Genomic DNA, 16,609 nt, shown 5'->3' with positions numbered 1-16,609 from the left:
GTACTAACCTTGTAGGAGCCGGCTTGCTGGCGATAGCGGTGTGTCATTCAACATTTTTGTCGACTGATACGCCGCTATCGCCAGCAAGCCGGCTCCTACGAGGGTCGCGTAGCTCCCCTCTTGTCGCAAAAACAAGAAGAAGGAACCGTCATGTTCGATATCAGCACGTTCCCCAAAGCCGATGCCGTCCGCCGGGCCGCACACCTCAGTCAAGACGACTACAAGCGCCTGTACCGTCAATCCATCGAGCACCCCAGTGAATTCTGGGCTGAACAGGCCACACGCTTCCTCGACTGGAGCACACCGTGGAAAACCGTCCAGCGCTATGACCTGAAAACCGGCGAAGCCAGCTGGTTTGCCGGCGGAAAATTAAACGTCAGCTACAACTGCATCGACCGCCACCTGGAAAAACGCGGCGATCAGATCGCAATCCTCTGGGAAGGCGATGACCCCGCCGAATCGGCCCAGATCACTTACAAAAAACTGCATCACAACGTCTGCCGCCTGGCCAATGTGCTCAAAAGCCGTGGAGTGAAGAAAGGCGACCGCGTGTGCATTTACATGCCGATGATCCCCGAAGCCGCCTACGCCATGCTCGCCTGCACGCGAATCGGTGCAGTGCATTCGGTGGTGTTTGGCGGTTTCTCCCCGGACTCGGTGCGCGACCGAATTCTCGATGCCGACTGCCGCACCGTGATCACCGCCGATGAAGGCGTGCGCGGCGGCAAATTCGTACAGCTCAAGCAGAAAGTCGACCAGGCGCTGAAAAGTTGCCCGAACGTCAGCACCGTGATCGTGGTCGAGCGCACCCAGGGCGATGTCGACTGGGTCGAAGGCCGCGACCTCTGGTATCACCAGGCCCTGCGCGACGTCGACGACGATTGCCCGCCGGAACCCATGGACGCCGAAGACCCGCTGTTCATCCTCTACACCTCCGGCAGCACCGGCAAACCCAAAGGCGTGTTGCACACCACCGGCGGTTATCTGCTGCAAGCAGCGATGACCTTCAAATACGTGCTCGACTACCGCGACAACGAAGTCTTCTGGTGCACCGCCGATGTCGGCTGGGTTACCGGCCACAGTTACATCGTCTACGGCCCGCTGGCCAACGGCGCGACCACGCTGATCTTCGAAGGTGTGCCGAGCTACCCGAGCAGCTCGCGCTTCTGGCAGGTGATCGACAAGCACCACGTGAACATCTTCTACACCGCCCCCACCGCCCTGCGCTCGCTGATGCGCGAAGGCCCCGAACCGCTGAAAGAAACGTCCCGCGCGAGCCTCAGATTACTCGGCAGCGTCGGTGAGCCGATCAACCCGGAAGCGTGGGATTGGTATTTCAACGTCGTCGGCGAACAGCGTTGCCCGATCGTTGACACCTGGTGGCAGACCGAAACCGGCGGCATCATGCTCAGCCCGCTGGTGAGCGCACAGCGGATCAAACCCGGCTGCGCCACGCAACCGATGTTCGGGGTGCAGCCGGTGTTGCTCGACGAAGTGGGCAAGGAAATCAAAGGCGCCGGCAGCGGCGTTCTGGCGATCAAATCCAGCTGGCCGGCGCAGATCCGCAGTGTCTACGGCGATCCGCAACGGATGGTCGACACCTATTTCAAACCGTATCCCGGCTACTATTTCACCGGCGACGGCGCGCGGCGCGACGAGGACGGCGACTACTGGATCACCGGGCGCATTGACGACGTGATCAACGTTTCCGGCCACCGCATCGGCACCGCCGAAGTGGAAAGCGCCCTGGTGCTGCACGACAGCATCGCCGAAGCGGCGGTGGTCGGTTACCCTCACGACGTCAAAGGCCAGGGCATCTATGCCTTTGTCACGCCCATGAACGGCACCGATCCCACCGACGAACTGAAGAAGGAACTGCTGGCCCACGTCAGCAAGGAAATCGGCAGCTTTGCCAAACCGGACCTGATCCAGTGGGCCCCGGCCTTGCCGAAAACCCGTTCGGGCAAGATCATGCGACGGATTCTGCGCAAGATCGCCTGTAATGAGCTGGACAGCCTGGGCGACACCTCGACGTTGGCCGACCCTAGCGTGGTTCAGGATCTGGTGGATAAACGCTTGAACCAATAACGTGTGCACGCCTTGCCCTTGTAGGAGCCGGCTTGCCGGCGATAGCAGTGTGTCATTCAACATTTTTGTCGATTGATACGCCGCTATCGCCAGCAAGCCGGCTCCTACAGGGGGAGATTGGCGCTCCCCTTTTTTTCAGCAATGAGTCGCCATGGAATTCATCCGCAGCCGCATCGAAACCCAGGTCATGAGCCTCACCGGCCTGTCCCTCGGCAAGCTCGACCTGGAAAACCCCAAGGGTGATCCCGGCCTGTTCGGCCCTGATTCGGTCAGTTGGCAAGTCCACGGCGACTTCAGCAGCATGCTCATCGGCGGCATCAGCGCGTTGATGCTGCAAGCCCTGCACCCCTTGGCGCTGGCCGGGGTCTGGGACCATTCGAATTTTCGCGAGGACATGCTCGGTCGCCTGCGCCGCACCGGGCAGTTCATTTCCGGCACCACCTTCGGCTCGCGTAAAGATGCCGACTGGCTGATCGAGAAAGTCCGCACCATCCACCTGCAAGTGACCGGCACCGCGCCGGATGGCCGGCCTTACGCCGCCAGTGATCCCGACTTGTTGACCTGGGTGCACGTGGCCGAAGTCAGCAACTTCCTCGCGGCGCATTTGCGTTATCGCAACCCACACCTTTCGCTGGCCGATCAGGACCGTTACTACGATGAAATCGCCTTGGTCGCCGAACGCCTGGGCGCGCGGGACGTACCGCGTTCGCGACAGGAAACGGCCGAATACCTTGAGCGCATTCGTCCGCAATTGCTGTGCGACGAGCGCAGTCGCGAGGTGTTGCGACTGTTGTTGAACGCCCCCTCCCCGAGCCGTCTGGCCAAGCCGTTCGGTGGGTTGATGATGCAGGCAGGCATTGATCTGCTGCCGGATTGGGCCAGCGACATGCTCGGCGTGCGCCAAAGTGCCCTGCAACGCAAACTGATCCGCGCCAGCGTCAACCGCAGCGCACCGATGCTGCGCTGGGCCGTGCGTAATGGCTCGGTGCATAGGGCCAAGCGACGGATGGGATTATTGACCTGACTCCCTCTCTGTAGGAGCCGGCTTGCCGGCGATGGCCACACCGCGGTTCATCAGACAAACCGCGTTATCGTTCATCGCCGGCAAGCCGGCTCCTACAGGTTCTGCGCAAGCTGTTAAACTCCCGCGCCAAATTCCCTCCCCTGCAAGGCGCCCAGCATGTCTTCCTTGAATCAGGCGCTGTGCGCCGCCCTCGAACATCGCCAGGACCTGCTTGCCGAACTGCATCAGCAAGGCACCGATTGCTATCGCCTGTTCCACGGCAGCCAGGAAGGCGCCGGCGGCCTGACCATCGACCGCTACGGTCCACAGTTGTTGGTGCAGAGCTTTCATCAGGCGCTGGAGCGCGACGCCCTGCTGCAAGTACATGAAACGATCAACCAACATCTGGGCCTCGATACCCTGCTGGTCTACAACGACCGTTCCCGGGGCAACTCGCGCATCGACCGTGAAGACACGGTCTACCGCGCCGACGAAGCCGCCCTGCAAGACTTGGTCGGTCACGAATGGGGCCTGAATTACCGGGTTCGCGGTCGCCACGCCGGCCAGGATCCATTGCTGTTTCTCGACCTGCGCAACACCCGCGGCTGGGTCAAGGATCACAGCAAGAACAAAAGCGTGCTGAACCTGTTTGCCTACACCTGCGGCGTAGGCCTGAGCGCTGCGGCCGGTGGCGCGAGCGAGGTGTGCAACCTGGACTTCGCCGAGGGCAACCTGGCGGTCGGCCGCGAAAACGGTCTGCTCAATCCACAGTTGCCGACCATGCAATTCATCCAGTCCGATTATTTCCCGGCCATTCGCCAACTCGCCGGCCTGCCCATCAGCCAGCGTCGCGGGCAGAAACTGCCGAGCTATCAACGCCTGGAACAACGTCAATACGATCTGGTTTTGCTGGACCCACCGGCCTGGGCCAAGAGCGCTTTCGGCACCGTCGACCTGCTGCGCGACTACCAGAGCCTGCTCAAGCCCGCGCTGCTGACCACCGCCGACAATGGCGTGCTGATCTGCTGCAACAACCTGGCAAAAGTCAGCATGGACGACTGGCGCGAACAGGTTTTGCGCTGCGCCGAGAAGGCCGGCCGCCCAGTGCGCGAGTGGACGGTGATGAAACCGGGCGCCGATTTCCCGTCCATGGATCAACAACCGCCGCTGAAAACACTGATCCTGCAGCTCTGAATCACATCAGATAAATCTGAAAAATCCTGAGCTGAGCGATTACTTCGGAACCGGATTGGCGTGCCATACTCCAAGGCACTCCGATTCAGACAGATGAAGCCGCACATGCCCAAAGGATTGATCCGCGCTATCGGCGCCTTGTTGACTGCTCTGGCCCTCTACAGCCTGCTGGGGTTTCTGATTTTACCGGGCATCGCATTGCGGGTGGCCAACCAGCAACTGGCCAACTACGCGACGACGCCCGCCACTATTCAGCGAATCGAACTCAACCCGTTCAGCCTTGAAGTCACCCTGTGGGGCCTGATCATCGGCGAACCGGGCAAGGAACAGGTCGGTTTCGAACGGCTTTACGCTAACCTGCAGATCGACAGCCTCTGGACCAAGGCGCTGCACCTGTCCGATATCGAACTGGACAAGCCGAAGACCGAAATCCTTTTCGGCAAGGACGGCAAACTCAACTTGCTTGGCCTGTTCAAACTGCCGGCGAGCGAGCCGACGCCGGCCGACCCGGACGCCAAACCGTTTCCGTTGCGCGTAGAGCGGATCAAACTGGCCGGTGGTGCCGTGCATTTCAAGGATGACCGTCCCAGCGAAGCCATCGAGTTCCTCTACGACAAACTCGATTTCGAGCTGAACAACCTCAGCACTCTGCCCGATGACAATGCCGACATGACCCTTGTGGCCATCGGCCCGAACGGTGGGCAGATCGACTGGACCGGTAACTTCAGCCTCATCCCGATCGCCTCCGAAGGTAAGCTGAAAATCACCGACGGACAGATGAAAACCTTTTGGCCCTATGTGCGTGACGCGCTGCCGCTGGTGCTGGAAAACGGCGTGTTGAACCTGAGCACCGACTACAAACTCAACCTGTCCAAGGAAACCGAGCTGCTGCTGAACAACGTCGCAGTGAGCGTGGCGCCCTTCGCCATCAAGGCTCCGGACGGTCGGCCACTGGCGAAACTCGAACGCCTGGACGTAACTGAAACCACGGTCGACCTGGCCAAGCAGCAAGTTGTCGTCGGCAAGATCCGCAGCAACAAACTGGAAACCTGGGCGGCACTGGAAGCCGACGGGCAACTCGACTGGCAGAAGCTGTTCGCCAGCCAACCGTCCAAGGCCGCCGCCAAGGCCAAAGCCGAGCCGGCCAGCACGCCAGCGGCCGCCGACTCGCCAAAGCCAGAACCGACGCCGCCGAGCAAACCTTGGCAAGTGCTGTTGAAAGATGTGCAGTTGCGCAATTACCAGGTGCACCTGGCTGACCGCAAAGCGCAACCCGCCGTGACGCTGGATTTGAACCCGCTGAACCTGGACCTGCAAAATTTCGACAGCCTCAATGGCTCGCCTTTTACCCTCAAGCTCGACACCGGGGTGGGCAAGCAAGGCAAGATCACCGCCGAGGGCGAGGTCAATCTCGCTCCCGTCAGCGCTAAATTGAACGTACAGACCAAGGACATCGACCTGCGGGTCGCCCAGTCCTACATCACCCCGTTCATTCGCCTTGAACTGCGCAGCGGCATGCTCGGCAGCGATCTGGCGGTCAACCTGAAAAGCACCGAGCCGTTGGCGTTCAGCGTCACAGGACGGGCGCAGATCGATCAACTGCACACCCTCGACACCCTGAAAACCCGCGACTTTCTCAAGTGGCAGCAGGTGGTGGTCGAAGGCCTGAATTATCAGCACGGCGACAGCCTGTCCATCGACAAGGTCAACCTGTTCCAGCCCTACGTGCGTTTCATGATCAACGATGACCGCACCACCAACATCGATGACCTGCTGATCCCGCAACCGCCCGATTCCGGCGCCAAAACCGCTGCGGCCAAACCCGTCAGCCAGGACAAGCCGCTGGGCATCCACATCGGCGGCATTGCCATCAATGACGGTTCGGCCAACTTCGCCGACTTCAGCCTGACCCCGAACTTCGCCACCGCCGTGCAACAGCTCAACGGCCAGATCGGCACCATCGACAGCCGTCAGGCGAAACCGGCGACCGTCGACATCAAGGGCAAGGTCGATCGTTACGCGCCGGTGACCATCAAAGGTTCGGTCAACCCGTTCGACCCGATGGCCAGCCTCGACATCGCCACCAGTTTCAAACGGGTGGAACTGACCACGCTGACGCCCTACTCCGGCAAATTCGCCGGCTACCGTATCCGCAAGGGCCGACTCAACCTCGACCTGCATTACCTGATTACCAAAGGCCAGCTCAAGGCTGAAAACAAAGTGGTGGTCGAGCAATTGCAACTGGGTGAAAAGGTCGACAGCCCCGACGCTGTCAGCCTGCCGCTGAAACTGGCGATTGCCCTGCTCAAGGACGTCGACGGCAAGATTTCCATCGAGCTGCCAGTCACCGGCGACCTCAACAATCCGCAGTTCAGCGTCATGCCGATTGTCTGGCAGACCCTGCGTAACCTGATCGTCAAAGCCGCCGCCGCACCGTTCAAAATGATTGGCGGGCTGGTCAGTGGCGGTGGGGCGGAAGACCTGGGTACGGTGTCGTTCGCGCCGGGCTCAAGCGATCTGAGCAAGGACGCCGAGGGTTCGCTGGTCAAACTGTCCAATGCACTCAAGGAACGTCCGGCCCTACGCCTGGAGATCGAAGGCACCGCTGCCGCCAGCAGCGATGGCCCGCTGATCGCCGAGCAACGCCTGGAACGGGAATATCAGTACAACTACTACAAAATGCTCCAGCGTCGCGGCGACAAGGTGCCGGCGCAGGCCTCGTTGCTGCAAGTACCGGACGGCGAGAAAGGTCCGCTGCTGGAAGGCATCTACCGCACCCGCCTGAAAACCCAGCCACCCGCCGAATGGAAGGACCTGGGCAAGGAAGAACGCACCGCAAAAATGCGCGCAGACGTGATCAAGTTCTGGAGCACCAGCGACGTGCTCTTGCGCCAGCTGGGCCAGGATCGCGCCAGCAGCATCAAGGATTATCTGGTCGACAAGGGTCAGTTGGCCGATGACCGCGTGTACTTCATCGATGCCAGCCTCGGCGAAGCAGAAAGTGACGGTCGTGTGGTAACGCCGTTGCACCTGGATGCCGAGTGATGATCAGTCGGTTGCTGATCAGCCTGACACTGGCAATGGCGGCCAGTCAGGCCTCGGCTGCCGATACCCTGCGCTGCGGTAGTCAGTTGGTCAGCGTCGGCGACCGGTCCAGCGAAGTCCTGCAGAAATGCGGTGAGCCGGTCAGTCGAGACCTGCTGGGCTACAAGCGCAGCGCCAACCGTCGGGAAGAATTCCAGGTCGAGGAATGGACCTACGGGCCCAACGGCGGGATGTATCAATACCTGCGGTTTGAAGGCAATCGCTTGAAGCAGATCACCAGCAAACGCGGTAACTGAATACACCCTATAACCCATGTGGGAGCGAGCCTGCTCGCGATAGCGGTGTAACAGTCAGCAAAGATGTTGAATGTTATGGCCTCATCGCGAGCAGGCTCGCTCCCACATGGGTTTTGTGGTGGCCCGGAATAGAACAGGCCCCGGACACGAATGTCCGGGGCCTGTAATGGCCACATCCTTGTAGCCGTCGCATGAACTCTCAAGTTGCGGCAGACGCATGACTCGGCTCGTCTACCGCGCCTTCTCCCGTTCAGGCGAGAAGTCTTGCCTTACTCGGCTTTCAGGCCGTCAGCGGAGACCGCCTGGACGCCTTTGATTTTCTTGGCGATGGCCACGGCGGTGGCTTTCTGAGCGTCAGTCACCGCGACGGTGGACGACAGGGATACAACACCTTTGTTGGTTTCGACTTTGATATCGGTACCAGGAATGCCTTTTTCGGTCACCAGGTCAGCTTTGACTTTGGTGGTGATCCAGGTATCGGAAGTGGCTTCTTTAGCCTTGGTCACTTCACCGGCAGCCAGCACCATTGGGGCTTGGGTAGCCTGGGTTTGAGCGAATGCAACGTTGGCCATGGTCAGGGTCAGCGCGGTAGCAGTAGCGGCAGCGATAGCGAACTTCTTCATACGAGTAACTCCTGTTTTTTCATAAAGTCTGCTGCGTGTCTTGTCAGCAGGGTTACTGGGTATAGTGCGAACGCTGTGCCAACTTTGAAACACTCATTAACCTCTTATAAATCAACAACTTAAAAAATCGACTGATTTTCGGAATCATGCAAATTGCATGACTTCGACATTCTCTACATGCAAGTTGCAGGTTTTAACGTGGGCCTAAGGCCATGAATTTGTGAGGTTTTCCAAATCTCACCAAAAAGCGCAGCGAACTTGGAGTTTTTTCCCCAAAAAATGCCCCATCCGACGATGGGGCATTCTTCTATCCACCCGTTTTCAGCATTAAGTTGCCGAGGCTGTGCAACCAGGCGGTGCGTAATCGGCAGTCACGCCGGTCGCGCATGACCAGCCTGCAGTGGCGCTGCGAGTCAGCGTGATGGTTTTACCTGCCACAGGGGCCGGTGCTTTCTGCAGGGTGCAGACAATGGTGCCAGCGCCTGAGGCAACCGTGCCGGTGACAGCAATTGCACAGTTCTGCGTCGTCGTGCCGGCGCCCGTCAGTGTGGTGGGTTCTGCAGTGCCGGCATTCATCAGGTCTTCAAACGAAACTTTCAACGCTGAAATCTCCGCCAACCCCGCCGTCACTTTCGCCCGCGCTTGATACTTCGAGTAAGCCGGCAACGCAAACGTCGCCAGAATCCCGATGATCGCCACCACGATCAACAATTCGATAAGCGTAAAACCTTTCTGAGTACTCATAGACAAGCTCCATGCATGAGTCGAAATCTCATGATCTGAACCAGTCTCAGCACAGCCCATGCCAAGCCCGTTGCCCCCTGTTAGCGGGGCGCGAGAACGACGCAAGGCCTTGTCCTGCCCTCAGGATCCGCACTATCTGACACTTTTTGTCACCAGAGCAGCGCTGGTTTGGCGTCACCGGTTGACTAGGCTATAAGTCATGAACTGTCTGCGTCCGGTATCCCCATGAATGACATCGCCCTTAGCGGTCTGGCCAAGCAATTGGTGCTTGCCGAGCTGCTCACCGACCAAAGCGCGCAACAGGCGTATCAGCAAGCCCAACGCCACAAAATCTCCCTGGTCAGTTATCTGGTGCAGAACAAACTGGTGAAAAGTCGCCAGGTCGCCGAGATAGCCTCGGAGCATTTCGGCATGGCGCTGCTCGACCTCAATTGCCTGGACAAGGAAACCCAACCCAAGGGTCTGGTCAGCGAAAAACTGGTTCGCCAGCACCACGCCCTGCCTCTCTGGCGGCGTGGCAACAAGTTGTTCGTGGGGGTTTCCGACCCGACCAATCACCAGGCCATCAACGACATCCAGTTCAGCACCGGGCTGAACACCGAAGCCATCCTGGTGGAGGACGACAAGCTCAGCGATGCCATCGAGAAGTTCTTCGACAGCCATGCCAGCGGACTGGAAGACATGGCCGACGTCGACCTCGATGGCATGGACATCGAGTCGGTCGATGACCACCAACAGGACGCCATCGCCGGACAGGATGCCGACGACGCGCCGGTGGTGCGCTTCGTTCACAAGATGCTGCTGGACGCGATCAGGAGCGGCTCTTCCGACCTGCATTTCGAGCCCTACGAAAAAACCTACCGCGTGCGGATGCGCACCGACGGCATGCTGCGTGAAGTCGCCAAGCCGCCGATTCAACTGGCCAACCGCATCGCCGCCCGCCTGAAAGTCATGGCCAGCCTCGACATCTCCGAGCGGCGCAAACCCCAGGACGGGCGGATCAAGATGCGCCTGTCGAAGAGCAAGTCCATCGACTTCCGGGTCAATACCCTGCCGACCCTGTGGGGCGAGAAAGTGGTGATCCGGATCCTCGATCCGTCGAGCGCACAAATGGGCATCGACGCCCTCGGCTACGAGCCCGACCAGAAAGACCTCTACATGGCCGCGCTGAAGCAGCCGCAAGGGATGATTCTGGTGACTGGCCCCACGGGGTCAGGCAAGACCGTGTCGCTCTACACCGGCCTGAACATTCTCAACACCGTGGACATCAACATCTCCACCGCCGAAGACCCGGTGGAGATCAACATGGAAGGCATCAACCAGGTCAACGTCAACGCCAAGCAGGGACTGGGGTTTGCCCAGGCGCTGCGCTCCTTTTTGCGGCAGGACCCGGACGTGATCATGGTCGGCGAGATCCGCGACCTGGAAACCGCCGAAATTGCCATCAAGGCCGCCCAGACCGGGCATCTGGTGCTGTCGACCCTGCACACCAACAGCGCCGCTGAAACCCTGACCCGCCTGCACAACATGGGCATTCAGGGGTTCAACATCGCGACGTCCGTCAGCCTGATCATCGCCCAGCGCCTGGCGCGCAAACTGTGCAGCCAGTGCAAGAAGCCCATCGATATTCCCCGCGAGGCATTGATCAAGGAAGGCTTCCCCGAGGAACGGATTGGCGCATTCACGATCTATGAGCCGGTCGGTTGCGATCAGTGCAACGGCGGCTACAAGGGGCGCGTGGGGATTTATGAAGTGGTGAAGAACACAGCAGGCCTGCAACGGCTGATCATGGCCGAAGGCAATTCGCTGGAAATCGATATCCAGATGCGCAAGGACGGCTTCAACGACCTGCGTACTTCCGGGCTGATCAAGGCCATGCAAGGCATCACCAGCCTTGAAGAAATCAACCGGGTCACCAAGGACTGAACATGGCGGTCAAAGCAGCGAAAATCAGTGTGTACGCCTGGGAAGGCACCGACAAAAAAGGTACGAAAATAACCGGCGAACTCAGCGCTCAGAACCCGGCGCTGATCAAGGCGCAACTGCGCAAGCAAGGCATCAACCCCGGCAAGGTGCGCAAGAAATCCGCCTCGTTTTTCAGCCTCGGCCAACGCATCAAGGCGAATGACATTGCCCTGTTCACCCGGCAGATGGCGACCATGATGAAAGCCGGCGTACCGCTGTTGCAATCGTTCGACATCATCGGCGAAGGCTTCGAAAACCCGGCCATGCGCAAACTGGTGGACGAGGTGAAACAGGAAGTCGCGGCGGGTAACAGCTTCGCGGCAGCCCTGCGCAAAAAGCCGCAGTATTTTGATGAGCTCTACTGCAATCTGGTGGATGCCGGCGAACAGGCCGGCGCGCTGGACACCCTGTTGGAGCGGGTCGCGACCTACAAGGAAAAGAGCGAAAGCCTCAAGGCCAAGATCAAGAAAGCCATGACTTATCCGCTGGCGGTGGTGTTCGTCGCGATCATCGTCACCGGGATTCTGCTGGTCAAGGTGGTGCCGCAGTTCGAGTCGGTGTTCAAAGGCTTTGGTGCGCAACTGCCGGCGTTCACGGTGATGGTCATCGGCCTGTCGCAGTTCATGCAGGATTGGTGGTGGCTGATGCTTGGCGTGCTGATCGCGGCGATATTCGGTGTGCGCCACGCCTTCAAGACATCGCAAGGCTTTCGGGACCGGACAGACACCTGGCTGCTGAAACTGCCGTTGATTGGCGCATTGATGTACAAGTCCGCCGTGGCCCGTTACGCCCGTACGCTGTCGACCACTTTCGCCGCGGGTGTGCCGCTGGTCGAGGCGCTGGAATCAGTGGCGGGCGCGACCGGCAACATCGTGTTCAAGCGGGCGGTGCTGCGTATCAAGCAGGACGTTTCGACGGGGATGCAGCTGAATTTCTCCATGCGCACCGCCGGCGTCTTTCCGAACATGGCGATCCAGATGACGGCCATTGGCGAAGAGTCCGGCGCACTGGACGACATGCTCGACAAGGTCGCCAGTTTCTATGAGGCGGAAGTCGACAATATGGTCGACAATCTCACCAGCCTGATGGAGCCATTCATCATGGTGGTGCTGGGTGTTATCGTCGGCGGCCTGGTGGTTGCGATGTACCTGCCCATTTTCCAACTCGGCAATGCGATCTGACATGCCCTTGAACGAAATCCTGACCGTGTACCCGTTGGCGTTTGTCGTCATTGCACTGCTGGTCGGCTTGCTGGTCGGCAGCTTCCTCAATGTGGTGATCTGGCGCCTGCCGAAAATGCTCGAGCGTGAGTGGCAATTGCAGGCCCGGGACATTCTCGGTTTGCCTGGCGAAACACCGCCGGCGACCTACAACCTGATGCTGCCCCACTCCGAGTGCCCGCATTGTGGGCACCGGATTCGCGCCTGGGAAAACATCCCGCTGCTCAGTTACGTGTTTTTACGTGGACGATGCTCAAGCTGCGCAACGCCCATCAGCAAACGCTACCCCTTGACCGAACTGGCCTGCGGCCTGCTGTCGGCGTTCATTGCCTGGCACTTCGGTTTCGGCTGGCAAGCCGTGATGGTGCTGGTCCTGAGCTGGGGCCTGTTGGCCATGAGCCTGATCGACGCCGAGCATCAACTGTTGCCGGATGTGCTGGTGCTACCGCTGATGTGGCTGGGACTGGTCGTCAACAGCTTCGGATTGTTCGTGCCGTTGCACGAGGCGCTGTGGGGTGCAATTGCGGGCTACATGGCGCTGTGGTCGGTGTTCTGGCTGTTCAAGCTGATCACCGGCAAGGAAGGCATCGGCCATGGCGATTTCAAGCTGTTGGCCATGCTGGGCGCCTGGGGCGGCTGGCAGATTTTGCCGCTGACCATTTTGCTGTCGTCCCTGGTGGGCGCGATTATCGGCATGATTTTGCTGAGCCTGCGCAATGCGAAAACCTCGACCCCGATCCCCTTCGGTCCCTATCTGGCGATTGCCGGCTGGATTGCATTGCTCTGGGGTGGTCAAATAACCGGCTTCTATTGGCAGTTTGTCGGTTTGAAATGAATACCCCTGTGGAAAAACCCTGGATTCTCGGCCTGACCGGCGGCATCGGCAGCGGCAAAAGCGCGGCCGCCCAGCACTTCATCGACCTGGGCGTGCACGTGGTCGATGCCGATCATGCGGCGCGCTGGGTGGTGGAACCGGGTCGCCCGGCGCTGGCACAGATCGCCGAACATTTTGGCCCCGGCGTGTTGCAAGCCGACGGGCAACTGGATCGCGCAGCGTTGCGCAAACTGATCTTCGAAGTGCCTGAGCAACGCCTCTGGCTCGAGGCGCTTTTGCATCCGCTGATCGCCAGGGAAATCGCCGATCACCTGGGCAAGGCACAATCGCCTTACGCGATTCTGGTTTCGCCGTTGCTGATCGAGTCCGGGCAGTACGCCATGACCCAGCGAGTGCTGGTGATCGATGCGCCCGAACAACTACAGATCGAACGCACCCTGCAGCGTGACCAGACCAGCGAACAACAGGTCCAGGCGATCCTCAAGGCGCAATCCAGTCGCCAGGATCGCGTGAGCCATGCCGACGATGTGGTGGTCAACGACCGCGACCTCGCCTGGCTGCACAGCGAGGTCGAACGCCTGCATCACTTTTACCTTACATTGCGTGGAGGCCAGTCATGAGCCAGATCCCAACCGTCGAATGCCCAACCTGCGGCGCCCCTGTGGAATGGACCCCGGAAAGCACATTCCGGCCGTTCTGTTCGGACCGCTGCAAACTGATCGACCTGGGGGCGTGGGCATCGGAAGAGCACAAGATTCCAGTGGCACCCGATGCCGAGGACGAGTTGTTCAGTGGTGATTTCGACCCACGTCACTAAGTGACGGTTCAGGGCCGCATGAAGCCGTAGTCCTGACCGTCATCGAGGTTCTCGGCGAGAAACTGCAACTCATCGGCCAGATCCTCGACACTGCGCACGGCCTTGCTCTGCTGCACCACCGCGCTGAGCAAGGCGCGCAGGCTCAACCCCGGATCAAACCCGACTTCCTGCGCTGCATCCAGACTGTGGCGCAACTCCTGCCTTGCCCATTCGTAGACACTCATTTTCGATGCTCCTGAAGGTTTTTCGGAGCATGGATTCGTCGACGTTTTTTGGATTTGATGTGGATCAAGATTTCGGATCGTCGTCCTTCCAGGGTGCCGAAAGATAGCGTGTGCGATTGAAGGTCTCCAGCCATTCAGGGCTGAACACCACCAGCGCGCTGACGACCATGCCGTTGATGAAGGCTTCGGGAAAGATGATCAGCCACAGGTAACCGACAAAATCTTCCAGCCAGTAAGGCATGACGAACAGCTCGTTGAACCACAGCAGCCACAGGGCCAGCAGCAGGCACAGCAAGGCCGACAGCGCCGCTGCGAAGAAACCGGAAACGAAGATATACACGAAGGGATTACGCGGCTGCGCGCGCTCGACCAGGATTGCGCAGCACTCGGTGACCAGCACGGGCAGCAGAATCAACAAGGCGCCGTTCACGCCGACGGCGGCGAGGTCCTGGCGTCCGAGCATTACCAGGCCTGCTTGTGCGACCAGTCCACCGACGATCGCCAAGGGCCAGTCCAGGAGCAGGGTTACGGCGGTCATGCCGATGAAGTGATAGGACACGCCGGTGTCGAAATCCCGGCGTACCAGCCACAGCATGAACAGCGCGAATACGGTGCCGAACAACAGATGCTGGCGGCGGCTGTCGCTGAACAGCTCGACCCACGGGGCACGTGCGATGGCCCAGATCAGGGCCGGGACGTAGATCAGCCAGCCGACGGTGAGGGTTTCGGGGGACAGCAGCTCGGCGCCGATCATGGCTGGGTGGGCTCCCTTGTCTTTGCCGGAATAGGGTGGGGTATCAGTTTACACCGGTGTTTGGTTGGTCTTTGGTTGGCCGTTGGTTGAGGGGCATATCCGTTTTTGCGGTGATGGCGGCTATTGGTTTCGCCCTTACGGCGAGTCACTTGGAAAAGCCCCAAGTAACCAAGGGCTCTTGCCCCTTTCGTTCGGTGGCTCGCTAAGGCTCGCCATGCCCTCGCTCCGGTCCTGCTCCGTGGGCCCGCCGCCATCGGCCATCCCTGGCCGTGCGCGGCTAACCCGGCATCCATGCCGGGTTGCCCACTACGCAGAACCTCCACTCGGCCTCTCGAGGGGGCGCTCAGATCAAAAGCTGAAGGCGAGCTAACGCTCGGCCTGATGAGTGGTGAAAAGCAAAAGCAAACGCCGATTCCTGTAGGAGCCGGCTTGCCGGCGAAAAGCGTCGGGGCAACGCGTTCATTCAGACAGCCCGCGTTATCGTTGACGTCCATCGCCAGCAAGCTGGCTCCTACAAGGGAAATGCATATGCATTTGGATAAATGCGATCAACTGTAGGAGCTGGCTTGCCGGCGATAGCGGTGGGTCAGTCACCCTGTTTTTCGACTGGACGGACGCCATCGCCAGCAAGCTAGCTCCTACAAGGGAAATGCAGATGCGTCTGGATGAATACGATCAACTGTAGGAGCTGGCTTGCCGGCGATAGCGGTGGGTCAGTCACCCTGTTTTTCGACTGGACGGACGCCATCGCCAGCAAGCTGGCTCCTACAAGGGAAATGCAGATGTGTCTGGATGAATACGATCAACTGTAGGAGCCGGCTTGCCGGCGATAGCGGTGGGTCAGTCACCCTGTTTTTCGACTGGACGGACGCCATCGCCAGCAAGCTGGCTCCTACAAGGGAAATGCAGATGTGTCTGGATGAATACGATCAACTGTAGGAGCTGGCTTGCCGGCGATAGCGGTGGGTCAGTCACCCTGTTTTTCGACTGGACGGACGCCATCGCCAGCAAGCTGGCTCCTACAAGGGAAATGCAGATGTGTCTGGATGAATACGATCAACTGTAGGAGCCGGCTTGCCGGCGATAGCGGTGGGTCAGTCACCCTGTTTTTCGACTGGACGGACGCCATCGCCAGCAAGCTGGCTCCTACAAGGGAAATGCAGATGTGTCTGGATGAATACGATCAACTGTAGGAGCTGGCTTGCCGGCGATAGCGGTGGGTCAGTCACCCTGTGTTTCGACTGGACGGACGCCATCGCCAGCAAGCTGGCTCCTACAAGGGAAATGCAGATGCGTCTGGATGAATACGATCAACTGTAGGATCCGGCTTGCCGGCGATAGCAGTGGGTCAGTCACCCTGTTTTTCGACTGGACGGACGCCATCGCCAGCAAGCTGGCTCCTACAAGGGAAATGCAGATGTGTCTGGATGAATACGATCAACTGTAGGAGCTGGCTTGCCGGCGATAGCGGTGGGTCAGTCACCCTGTTTTTCGACTGGACGGACGCCATCGCCAGCAAGCTGGCTCCTACAAGGGAAACGCAGATGTGTCTGGATGAATACGATCAACTGTAGGAGCCGGCTTGCCGGCGATAGCGGTGGGTCAGTCACCCTGTTTTTCGACTGGACGGACGCCATCGCCAGCAAGCTGGCTCCTACAAGGGAAATGCAGATGTGTCTGGATGAATACGATCAACTGTAGGAGCTGGCTTGCCGGCGATAGCGGTGGGTCAGTCACCCTGTTTTTCGACTGGACGGACGCCATCGCCAGCAAGCTGGCTCCTACAAGGGAAATGCAGATG

At 59.5% G+C, this 16,609-nt stretch carries 21 protein-coding genes; 17 read left to right on the top strand and 4 right to left on the bottom strand.

From position 1 onward, the window contains the following. Window positions 1–150 precede the first annotated feature (150 nt). From acs to KGB27_RS27570, 5 genes are all read left to right on the top strand, one after another. Window positions 151–2,088: an acetate--CoA ligase gene (acs, locus tag KGB27_RS27590; protein ID WP_223557078.1), complete on the top strand. Its 1,938-nt coding sequence runs from the start codon at window positions 151–153 to the stop codon at window positions 2,086–2,088. 151 nt (window positions 2,089–2,239) lie between these two features. Next, window positions 2,240–3,112 (top strand): oxygenase MpaB family protein, encoded by an 873-nt coding sequence (locus tag KGB27_RS27585; protein ID WP_192419986.1) that lies wholly within the window; start codon window positions 2,240–2,242, stop codon window positions 3,110–3,112. A gap of 156 nt (window positions 3,113–3,268) precedes the next feature. Further along, on the top strand, window positions 3,269–4,285 hold the full coding sequence (locus KGB27_RS27580; RefSeq protein WP_008033195.1) for a class I SAM-dependent rRNA methyltransferase: 1,017 nt from the start codon (window positions 3,269–3,271) through the stop codon (window positions 4,283–4,285). A 93-nt stretch (window positions 4,286–4,378) separates the two neighbouring features. Continuing rightward, entirely contained in the window at window positions 4,379–7,330 is a 2,952-nt protein-coding gene (locus KGB27_RS27575) for a DUF748 domain-containing protein (RefSeq protein WP_223557076.1), read from the top strand. Further along, entirely contained in the window at window positions 7,330–7,626 is a 297-nt protein-coding gene (locus KGB27_RS27570) for a DUF2845 domain-containing protein (protein ID WP_008033199.1), read from the top strand. Before KGB27_RS27575 ends, KGB27_RS27570 begins: the two co-directional genes overlap by 1 nt. A 269-nt stretch (window positions 7,627–7,895) precedes the next feature. On the opposite strand, the gene KGB27_RS27565 is transcribed toward KGB27_RS27570, so the two are convergent. After that, window positions 7,896–8,249 carry a BON domain-containing protein gene (locus KGB27_RS27565; RefSeq protein ID WP_008042835.1) on the bottom strand — a complete coding sequence of 118 codons (354 nt, stop codon included), beginning with the start codon at window positions 8,247–8,249 and terminating at the stop codon, window positions 7,896–7,898. 327 nt (window positions 8,250–8,576) lie between these two features. Next, on the bottom strand, window positions 8,577–8,993 hold the full coding sequence (locus tag KGB27_RS27560) for a pilin (protein ID WP_192419980.1): 417 nt from the start codon (window positions 8,991–8,993) through the stop codon (window positions 8,577–8,579). Between the two features lie 225 nt (window positions 8,994–9,218). Here KGB27_RS27560 and pilB point away from each other — a divergent pair, with 225 nt between their 5' ends. Genes pilB through yacG form a run of 5 tightly spaced genes read left to right on the top strand, consistent with a single transcriptional unit; the run spans window position 9,219 to window position 13,830 of the window. Beyond that, the gene (pilB, locus tag KGB27_RS27555; RefSeq protein WP_223481777.1) at window positions 9,219–10,919 is read left to right on the top strand and encodes a type IV-A pilus assembly ATPase PilB; all 1,701 of its coding nucleotides are present in this window, start codon (window positions 9,219–9,221) and stop codon (window positions 10,917–10,919) included. A 2-nt stretch (window positions 10,920–10,921) separates the two neighbouring features. Next, window positions 10,922–12,139: a type II secretion system F family protein gene (locus KGB27_RS27550; protein WP_192227988.1), complete on the top strand. Its 1,218-nt coding sequence runs from the start codon at window positions 10,922–10,924 to the stop codon at window positions 12,137–12,139. A gap of 1 nt (window position 12,140) precedes the next feature. Beyond that, entirely contained in the window at window positions 12,141–13,013 is an 873-nt protein-coding gene (locus KGB27_RS27545; RefSeq protein WP_008042845.1) for a prepilin peptidase, read from the top strand. Continuing rightward, the gene (coaE, locus tag KGB27_RS27540; protein ID WP_223414094.1) at window positions 13,010–13,633 is read left to right on the top strand and encodes a dephospho-CoA kinase; all 624 of its coding nucleotides are present in this window, start codon (window positions 13,010–13,012) and stop codon (window positions 13,631–13,633) included. Before KGB27_RS27545 ends, coaE begins: the two co-directional genes overlap by 4 nt. Further along, window positions 13,630–13,830, top strand: a complete 201-nt coding sequence (gene yacG, locus KGB27_RS27535; protein ID WP_008033210.1) for a DNA gyrase inhibitor YacG — start codon at window positions 13,630–13,632, stop codon at window positions 13,828–13,830. The genes coaE and yacG overlap by 4 nt, the downstream gene beginning before the upstream one ends. An 8-nt stretch (window positions 13,831–13,838) precedes the next feature. Here the strand turns inward: yacG and KGB27_RS27530 are convergent, their stop codons facing one another. Together KGB27_RS27530 and KGB27_RS27525 are read right to left on the bottom strand one after the other, a co-directional pair. Continuing rightward, window positions 13,839–14,054, bottom strand: a complete 216-nt coding sequence (locus KGB27_RS27530; RefSeq protein WP_008033212.1) for a hypothetical protein — start codon at window positions 14,052–14,054, stop codon at window positions 13,839–13,841. 64 nt (window positions 14,055–14,118) lie between these two features. Then, window positions 14,119–14,808 carry an energy-coupling factor ABC transporter permease gene (locus KGB27_RS27525; protein WP_008042847.1) on the bottom strand — a complete coding sequence of 230 codons (690 nt, stop codon included), beginning with the start codon at window positions 14,806–14,808 and terminating at the stop codon, window positions 14,119–14,121. A gap of 665 nt (window positions 14,809–15,473) precedes the next feature. On the opposite strand from KGB27_RS27525, the gene KGB27_RS27520 reads away from it, so the two are divergent. The 7 genes from KGB27_RS27520 to KGB27_RS27490 all read left to right on the top strand — a co-directional run bounded on the left by KGB27_RS27520 (window position 15,474) and on the right by KGB27_RS27490 (window position 16,509). Next, window positions 15,474–15,620 carry a hypothetical protein gene (locus KGB27_RS27520; protein WP_223557074.1) on the top strand — a complete coding sequence of 49 codons (147 nt, stop codon included), beginning with the start codon at window positions 15,474–15,476 and terminating at the stop codon, window positions 15,618–15,620. Beyond that, window positions 15,601–15,747, top strand: coding sequence for a hypothetical protein (locus KGB27_RS27515; RefSeq protein ID WP_223557070.1), 147 nt, complete (start codon window positions 15,601–15,603; stop codon window positions 15,745–15,747). Before KGB27_RS27520 ends, KGB27_RS27515 begins: the two co-directional genes overlap by 20 nt. Then, window positions 15,728–15,874, top strand: a complete 147-nt coding sequence (locus KGB27_RS27510; protein WP_223557074.1) for a hypothetical protein — start codon at window positions 15,728–15,730, stop codon at window positions 15,872–15,874. Before KGB27_RS27515 ends, KGB27_RS27510 begins: the two co-directional genes overlap by 20 nt. Further along, a complete protein-coding gene (locus tag KGB27_RS27505) occupies window positions 15,855–16,001 on the top strand; it encodes a hypothetical protein (RefSeq protein ID WP_223557070.1) in 147 nt (48 codons plus the stop codon). Before KGB27_RS27510 ends, KGB27_RS27505 begins: the two co-directional genes overlap by 20 nt. Further along, on the top strand, window positions 15,982–16,128 hold the full coding sequence (locus tag KGB27_RS27500) for a hypothetical protein (protein ID WP_223557072.1): 147 nt from the start codon (window positions 15,982–15,984) through the stop codon (window positions 16,126–16,128). The genes KGB27_RS27505 and KGB27_RS27500 overlap by 20 nt, the downstream gene beginning before the upstream one ends. Before the next feature lie 107 nt (window positions 16,129–16,235). Further along, on the top strand, window positions 16,236–16,382 hold the full coding sequence (locus tag KGB27_RS27495) for a hypothetical protein (protein ID WP_223557071.1): 147 nt from the start codon (window positions 16,236–16,238) through the stop codon (window positions 16,380–16,382). Next, window positions 16,363–16,509, top strand: coding sequence for a hypothetical protein (locus KGB27_RS27490; protein WP_223557070.1), 147 nt, complete (start codon window positions 16,363–16,365; stop codon window positions 16,507–16,509). Before KGB27_RS27495 ends, KGB27_RS27490 begins: the two co-directional genes overlap by 20 nt. Window positions 16,510–16,609 lie beyond the last annotated feature (100 nt).

This window comes from Pseudomonas sp. BF-R-01, assembly GCF_019946615.1.
In the GTDB taxonomy this organism is placed as follows: domain Bacteria; phylum Pseudomonadota; class Gammaproteobacteria; order Pseudomonadales; family Pseudomonadaceae; genus Aquipseudomonas; species Aquipseudomonas migulae.
The sequence above is the reverse complement of the archived record's forward strand: the minus strand, read 5'-3'. Positions and strand labels throughout refer to the sequence as shown.

What these genes read in the sequence shown, in the direction of transcription:
- KGB27_RS27520 (WP_223557074.1), top strand. Translation starts at nt 15,474, where the DNA reads ATGAATACGATCAACTGTAGGAGCTGGCTTGCCGGCGATAGCGGTGGG.
- KGB27_RS27585 (WP_192419986.1), top strand. Translation starts at nt 2,240, where the DNA reads ATGGAATTCATCCGCAGCCGCATCGAAACCCAGGTCATGAGCCTCACC.
- KGB27_RS27510 (WP_223557074.1), top strand. Translation starts at nt 15,728, where the DNA reads ATGAATACGATCAACTGTAGGAGCTGGCTTGCCGGCGATAGCGGTGGG.
- KGB27_RS27530 (WP_008033212.1), bottom strand. Translation starts at nt 14,054, where the DNA reads ATGAGTGTCTACGAATGGGCAAGGCAGGAGTTGCGCCACAGTCTGGAT.
- yacG (WP_008033210.1), top strand. Translation starts at nt 13,630, where the DNA reads ATGAGCCAGATCCCAACCGTCGAATGCCCAACCTGCGGCGCCCCTGTG.
- coaE (WP_223414094.1), top strand. Translation starts at nt 13,010, where the DNA reads ATGAATACCCCTGTGGAAAAACCCTGGATTCTCGGCCTGACCGGCGGC.
- pilB (WP_223481777.1), top strand. Translation starts at nt 9,219, where the DNA reads ATGAATGACATCGCCCTTAGCGGTCTGGCCAAGCAATTGGTGCTTGCC.
- KGB27_RS27550 (WP_192227988.1), top strand. Translation starts at nt 10,922, where the DNA reads ATGGCGGTCAAAGCAGCGAAAATCAGTGTGTACGCCTGGGAAGGCACC.
- KGB27_RS27500 (WP_223557072.1), top strand. Translation starts at nt 15,982, where the DNA reads ATGAATACGATCAACTGTAGGAGCTGGCTTGCCGGCGATAGCGGTGGG.
- KGB27_RS27490 (WP_223557070.1), top strand. Translation starts at nt 16,363, where the DNA reads ATGAATACGATCAACTGTAGGAGCCGGCTTGCCGGCGATAGCGGTGGG.
- acs (WP_223557078.1), top strand. Translation starts at nt 151, where the DNA reads ATGTTCGATATCAGCACGTTCCCCAAAGCCGATGCCGTCCGCCGGGCC.
- KGB27_RS27560 (WP_192419980.1), bottom strand. Translation starts at nt 8,993, where the DNA reads ATGAGTACTCAGAAAGGTTTTACGCTTATCGAATTGTTGATCGTGGTG.
- KGB27_RS27570 (WP_008033199.1), top strand. Translation starts at nt 7,330, where the DNA reads ATGATCAGTCGGTTGCTGATCAGCCTGACACTGGCAATGGCGGCCAGT.
- KGB27_RS27505 (WP_223557070.1), top strand. Translation starts at nt 15,855, where the DNA reads ATGAATACGATCAACTGTAGGAGCCGGCTTGCCGGCGATAGCGGTGGG.
- KGB27_RS27495 (WP_223557071.1), top strand. Translation starts at nt 16,236, where the DNA reads ATGAATACGATCAACTGTAGGAGCTGGCTTGCCGGCGATAGCGGTGGG.
- KGB27_RS27580 (WP_008033195.1), top strand. Translation starts at nt 3,269, where the DNA reads ATGTCTTCCTTGAATCAGGCGCTGTGCGCCGCCCTCGAACATCGCCAG.
- KGB27_RS27525 (WP_008042847.1), bottom strand. Translation starts at nt 14,808, where the DNA reads ATGATCGGCGCCGAGCTGCTGTCCCCCGAAACCCTCACCGTCGGCTGG.
- KGB27_RS27565 (WP_008042835.1), bottom strand. Translation starts at nt 8,249, where the DNA reads ATGAAGAAGTTCGCTATCGCTGCCGCTACTGCTACCGCGCTGACCCTG.
- KGB27_RS27575 (WP_223557076.1), top strand. Translation starts at nt 4,379, where the DNA reads ATGAAGCCGCACATGCCCAAAGGATTGATCCGCGCTATCGGCGCCTTG.
- KGB27_RS27515 (WP_223557070.1), top strand. Translation starts at nt 15,601, where the DNA reads ATGAATACGATCAACTGTAGGAGCCGGCTTGCCGGCGATAGCGGTGGG.
- KGB27_RS27545 (WP_008042845.1), top strand. Translation starts at nt 12,141, where the DNA reads ATGCCCTTGAACGAAATCCTGACCGTGTACCCGTTGGCGTTTGTCGTC.